The 5018-nt window shown below is 74.5% G+C and carries 5 protein-coding genes; 2 read left to right on the top strand and 3 right to left on the bottom strand.

From position 1 onward, the window contains the following. Window positions 1-109 precede the first annotated feature (109 nt). Together ACFUEL_RS34895 and ACFUEL_RS34890 are read left to right on the top strand one after the other, a co-directional pair. Complete coding sequence (locus tag ACFUEL_RS34895; RefSeq protein WP_380241454.1) at window positions 110-1315, top strand: NAD(P)/FAD-dependent oxidoreductase; 1206 nt, start codon at window positions 110-112, stop codon at window positions 1313-1315. Between the two features lie 38 nt (window positions 1316-1353). Beyond that, the gene (locus ACFUEL_RS34890; RefSeq protein ID WP_380241452.1) at window positions 1354-2271 is read left to right on the top strand and encodes an RNA polymerase sigma-70 factor; all 918 of its coding nucleotides are present in this window, start codon (window positions 1354-1356) and stop codon (window positions 2269-2271) included. Window positions 2272-2391: 120 nt separating this feature from the next. Here the strand turns inward: ACFUEL_RS34890 and ACFUEL_RS34885 are convergent, their stop codons facing one another. The 3 genes from ACFUEL_RS34885 to ACFUEL_RS34875 all read right to left on the bottom strand — a co-directional run bounded on the left by ACFUEL_RS34885 (window position 2392) and on the right by ACFUEL_RS34875 (window position 4848). Further along, window positions 2392-3060: a peptidase inhibitor family I36 protein gene (locus tag ACFUEL_RS34885; RefSeq protein ID WP_380241450.1), complete on the bottom strand. Its 669-nt coding sequence runs from the start codon at window positions 3058-3060 to the stop codon at window positions 2392-2394. 115 nt (window positions 3061-3175) lie between these two features. After that, complete coding sequence (locus ACFUEL_RS34880) at window positions 3176-4219, bottom strand: CU044_5270 family protein (RefSeq protein ID WP_380241449.1); 1044 nt, start codon at window positions 4217-4219, stop codon at window positions 3176-3178. After that, window positions 4216-4848 (bottom strand): RNA polymerase sigma factor, encoded by a 633-nt coding sequence (locus ACFUEL_RS34875; protein ID WP_380241448.1) that lies wholly within the window; start codon window positions 4846-4848, stop codon window positions 4216-4218. The genes ACFUEL_RS34880 and ACFUEL_RS34875 overlap by 4 nt, the downstream gene beginning before the upstream one ends. Window positions 4849-5018 lie beyond the last annotated feature (170 nt).

Below are 5018 nucleotides of genomic sequence, written 5' to 3'. Positions count from 1 at the left end.
CATCACCTCCTCCAGCCGCAACTCCCCGACGGACGGCTCCGGGAGCGGCTCGGGCTTGCGTCTGGTGGTCGTCCGCACGGCGGAGACGACCAACGGAAAGAGGCGGCAGATGGACAGCACGGTGGCACCGCGACGGCACGAGGTCCTGGTCCTGGGCGCCGGCTACGCCGGGCTCTCGGCCGCGATCCAGCTCGCGGCCCGCACCCGCAGGCGCGGCGACCTGCGGGTGACCCTGGTCAACGCGCACGACACCTTCACCGAGCGGCTGCGCCTGCACATGACCGCCACCGGTCGGCGCACCGCGGAACTGAGCATCCCGGAGCTGCTGGACGGCACCGGCGCCGAGTTCGTCCGCGGCTGGGTCACCGCCGTGGACCCGGTGGCGAGGACCGTCCGGATCGACGACGACCGCGTCCTGCGCTACGACACCCTCGTCTACGGCCTGGGCAGCGTCGCCGACACCGCCGCCGTCCCCGGCGCGGCCGAGCACGCCCACACCCTCGACAGCCCGGAGGACGCCGCCGTCCTCGCCGACCGGCTCGACCGGCTGACCCGGCGCGGGGCGGGAACGGTCGTGGTCGGCGGCAGCGGCCTCACCGGCGTCGAGGCCGCCGCGGAGATCGCCGAACGGCACCCCGGGCTCACCGTCGTGCTGATCGGCCGGGACGAGCCGGGCGCGGGCACCCACCCCAGGGCCAAGGCCCACCTGGACGCGGCCCTCGCCCGCCTCGGCGTGCGGGTGCACGGCGGCGTCGAGGTGACCGAGGTGCTGCCGGACGGCGTCACCCTCGCGGACGGCACCCGCGTCCCGGCCGACGCGGTGCTGTGGACCAGCGGCACCCGCGTCCCCCCGCTGGCCGCCGCCGCGGGCCTGACCGTCGACGGGCGCGGCCGGGTGGTCACCGACCGCGCGCTGCGCTCGGTCTCGCACCCGGACGTCTACGCGGTGGGCGACGCGGCGGCGATCCGGCAGGGCTACGGTGTGATGCACGGAACCTGCCAGGGCGGCATGCCCACCGGCGTGCACGCGGCCCTCGCGATCCTGCGCACCCTGGCCGGGAAGGAGCCCCGGGACTTCCGCTTCGGCTACTACCACACCCCCGTCAGCCTGGGCCGCGACGACGCCGTCGTGCAGTTCACCCACCCCGACGGCAGCCCGCGCCGGATCGTGCTGACCGGACGGTGGGCCGCCAAGTACAAGGAGACGGTCACCGCCTCGCCGTGGCCGACCTTCGCCCGGATGAAGAAGGCGCCCGCCTCGGGCGCGATCTGGCCGCACGGCGGCCGCCACACCCGCACCAGGAGCGCGAAGTGACCCAGCCCCAGTCAGTGCCCCGGTCAGTGCCCCGGCCGGTGACCGGTCCGCGGCCGGACGACCCCGACCAGCTCGCCTTCCAGCGCTACCGCACCCTGCTCTTCTCGGTCGCCTACCGCATCCTCGGCAGCGCCGCCGACGCCGAGGACGCCGTCCAGGACGCCTGGCTGAAGTGGTCGGCGGCCGACCGCTCCCAGGTCGCCGACCCCAGGGCGTACCTGTCCCGGATCGTCTCCAACCTGGCGATGGAACGGCTCCGTTCGACCCGCCACCAGCGCGAGACCTACGTCGGGCCATGGCTCCCCGAACCGGTCCTCACCGGCCCGGACACCGCGGACGGCGTCGCCGCGGCGGACACGGTCTCCACCGCCCTGCTGGTCGTCCTGGAGACGCTCAGCCCGCTGGAGCGCGCCGTCTTCGTGCTCAAGGAGGTCTTCGCCTTCGGCTACGCCGAGATCGCGCAGGCGGTGGAACGCTCGGAACCGGCGGTCCGGCAGGCCGCGCACCGCGCCCGCGAACACGTCCGGGCCCGGCGGCCCCGCTTCACCGCGGACCGCGCCCGCCAACGCGACGTCACCGAGCGCTTCTTCGCGGCGGCGACCGGCGGCGACCTCAACACCCTGATGGAACTGCTCTCCCCGGACGTGACGCTGTGGACCGACGGCGGCGGCAAGGTCCGCCAGGCCCTCAAGCCGGTCATCGGCCTGGAGACCGTGGCCAACTGGTTCGCCGCCCTCGGCACCGCGACCTACCAGGGCGTCGAGCCCGGATCGATGCGGGCCGAACTCACCACGATCAACGGCGGCCCCGGCGTGGTCTTCCGCGGCCCCGACCGGGTGATGGCCACGCTGACCTTCGACTTCGACCCGGAGGGCCGGATCTCGACCATCCACAACGTGGCCAACCCCGACAAGCTGCGCGCCGTCGCCGAGGGCACCCGGTACGACCTCGGCTGAGCACCGCCGTACCGGGACAGGGCACGGGCCCGGACTCCGTTGTGGGACGGCGTCCGGGCCCGCTTCCCGCTGCCGGGCCGGTTCTCCGCTGCCGGGCCGGCTGCGGTGGTACGAGGCCGACTACAGCTCGACGTAGTCGGCCTTGTCGTTCCAGTTGCCGCCGGTGGGGTAGCTGACGGTGGTGAAGTCGTAGCAGTAGCCGTTGCCCAGGGACATCCACGGGTCGGGCAGGAAGCTGCGCTCGTCGTAGACGGACATGCCGCCGGAGCTCCGGTTGACGCAGGCCGAGCTGGCCGTGTCGCGGAACGACCAGTCGTCGAGGTTCTTGGTGCCCGCTTCGGACCAGCGCAGTATCCGGCCGCTGTAGTCGCTGTGCTCGTAGAGGCAGGCCCAGCCGGCGGTGCAGTCGCTGATCGCCTGCGGCGAGGCGAGGCCGTCGGCCCGGACGGCCGGAGCGGCCTTCGCCGCCTCGGCGAGTGCCGGGGCGATCTCCGGCAGTGCCGCGTCCGCCTCGGCCAGGCTGTCGTGGCAGTAGACGGCGCCCCCCGGCACCTCGGTGCACACGCTCGCGCCGGCCCAGCCCTCGGACAGGTCGATCCGCTTGCCGTGGTACGTGGCGATCACCGGCTTGGACGGCGCCGCCGGGGCCGGACCGGCGGACTGCCGGACGCCGGGGCCGGTGGGAGCGGACGGCGCGGACGGCGCGGGCGCCGCGATGGCGGTGGGCGCGGCCAGCACCAGTGCGCCGGCGGCTCCGGCGACAGCGACGAGCGTGCGAAGCGAACGCATGACTACTCCCTCTCCTGATGGACCAACAGAACCGTTCTGGTGGAACTGAATCGGGAGTCTCGGTACTCGCACAATGGTTCTGATACAAACCGGCCAATGATCGGCGGGATTTCCGTCAGATGTTCGACTCCGTGCCGGGCGCCTCGCCGGAAGCGTCCGCGATGCCGCGGGCGACGATGGCGATGGAGGTCACCTCGTCGCCGGCCTTGCCCCAGGGGCCGTCCTTCAGCAGGACGGTGCGTTCGCCGAGCAGGTGGAGGGTCTGGCTGTCGAAGATCCACTCGTCGCGTTCGTTCCCGTGCACGCGGGCCACGGCCACGCCGTGGCGGCCGGCCGCGTCGACCGCGTCGTCGACGGTGGTCACCCCCGGGATGCGTCCGGCGGCCCGGTACAGGGCCGCGCTGACCGGGGCGGGGGCGGTCGAGGAGCGGAGCAGGTCGCCGATGGTCACGAACGCCTCCTGGTCGGGGCCGGTCGTGGAGCCGCTGCCGGGGCCGTGGTTCCGGTCGGCATCGGCGTAGACCTGCTTCAGCAGTGCCTCGGGGTCGGTCGGCAGGCCGGCCAGGAGCCTGTAGGTGGGGGAGTTGAGCGCGCCGCCGTCCTGGGCCGGGATCTGCCGGTCGCCCCCTGCTCCGCGCTGGAGGCCGGGCCGCCGGCCGTCCACCGCGGTCCACTGCTCCAGGTCCTCGGTGACGATGTCGCGCTCCATCGTCCCGCCCTCGCCCTCGCTGAGCGAGACGCTGTGTCCGACCGTCTTGAGGTAGCTGTACTGGTCGTCGCGGACCTGCGCCTGCGGCTGGCTGAAGGCGGCCTGCGCGATCCGGTCCAGGAGCCGGACGGAGGCCGCGGTGGCCGGCGGCGCTTGCCCGGCGGGCGTCCCGCCGCCCCGGGTGGCGAACACCACCGTGACGGCGGCGACGGCGGCCACCGCGGTCACCAGGGCGAGTCGACGCCCGTGCCGGGGGGCACGGGCGGGGGCGGAAGGGCGGTGGTCACGGTCGATCTCGTTCAACAGGAACTCCTTGCCCGTGCGTCGGCGTTCGAGCCCCAGCTCCGGGTGGGGCGGGGGCGGCAGCAGGCGCGCGAGGGCACGGCGCTCGCTGTGCTCGTCCGGCGGCTGTCCGTCCGGCGCGTGGCGGTCGTTGGGGCCGGTGGTCACGACTGCTTCCTTCCTCGGTGGCTCCCCACGGAGGGGCGGTTGTCGGTGCGGTGCCCTTCGCGGGCGGGTGGGCGTTCCGCGCTGCTCCGGGCCGGTGGCCGGTCGGCGGAAACGAACCTGTGGAGCCGCTCCCGGGCGCGCGAGAGCCTGGAGCGCACGGTGCCGACGGGGACGCCGAGCGCCTGGGCCGCCTCCGCGTAGCCGAGGCCCGACCACACCACGAGCATGAACACCTCGCGTTCGCCGCGCCGCAGCCGGCCGAGCGCCCGCACCGCCGCCGCGGCCAGTTCGGCGTCGGCGATCCGGCCCACGACCTCGTCGGCGAAGTCCGGCAGGGGCTCGCGCGGGGGCAGCCGGGACATGGCCGCCCGGTGCCGGCGCGCCGTCCGCGCGGTGTTGCGCAGCACGTTGGTCGCGATCCCCAGCAGCCACGCCCGCGGGTTGAGCACCTCGCCGCGCAGCTTCTCGCGCAGCCGCCAGGCTTCGAGGAAGGTCAAGGACACCACGTCGTCGGCCAGGTCCCGGTCCCCCGTCGCCCTGACCGCGTGCAGGTACACGGCCCTGGCGTACTCGTCGTAGAGCGAGGCGAAGGCGTGCCGGTCACCGGCCGGGCTCGGTCGAGGGGGCAAGGAGTACTCCACACACCTTCCGTGTCCGCAGCCGCGGAGCGGTTCCAGGATTTTTTCCGAGCCGCGGCGCCGGGGCCCTTCCGGTCGGTGTGCCGCGCGTCGTGCCGCCCGGTGTCACGGACGGGAGGACGGCTTGCGTCCGGTGGCCGTCCGCACGGCGGGGACGGCCC

Source organism: Kitasatospora sp. NPDC057198, from assembly GCF_042670125.1.
In the GTDB taxonomy this organism is placed as follows: Bacteria; Actinomycetota; Actinomycetes; order Streptomycetales; family Streptomycetaceae; genus Kitasatospora.
This window is presented reverse-complemented; position numbering and strand designations above follow the sequence as displayed.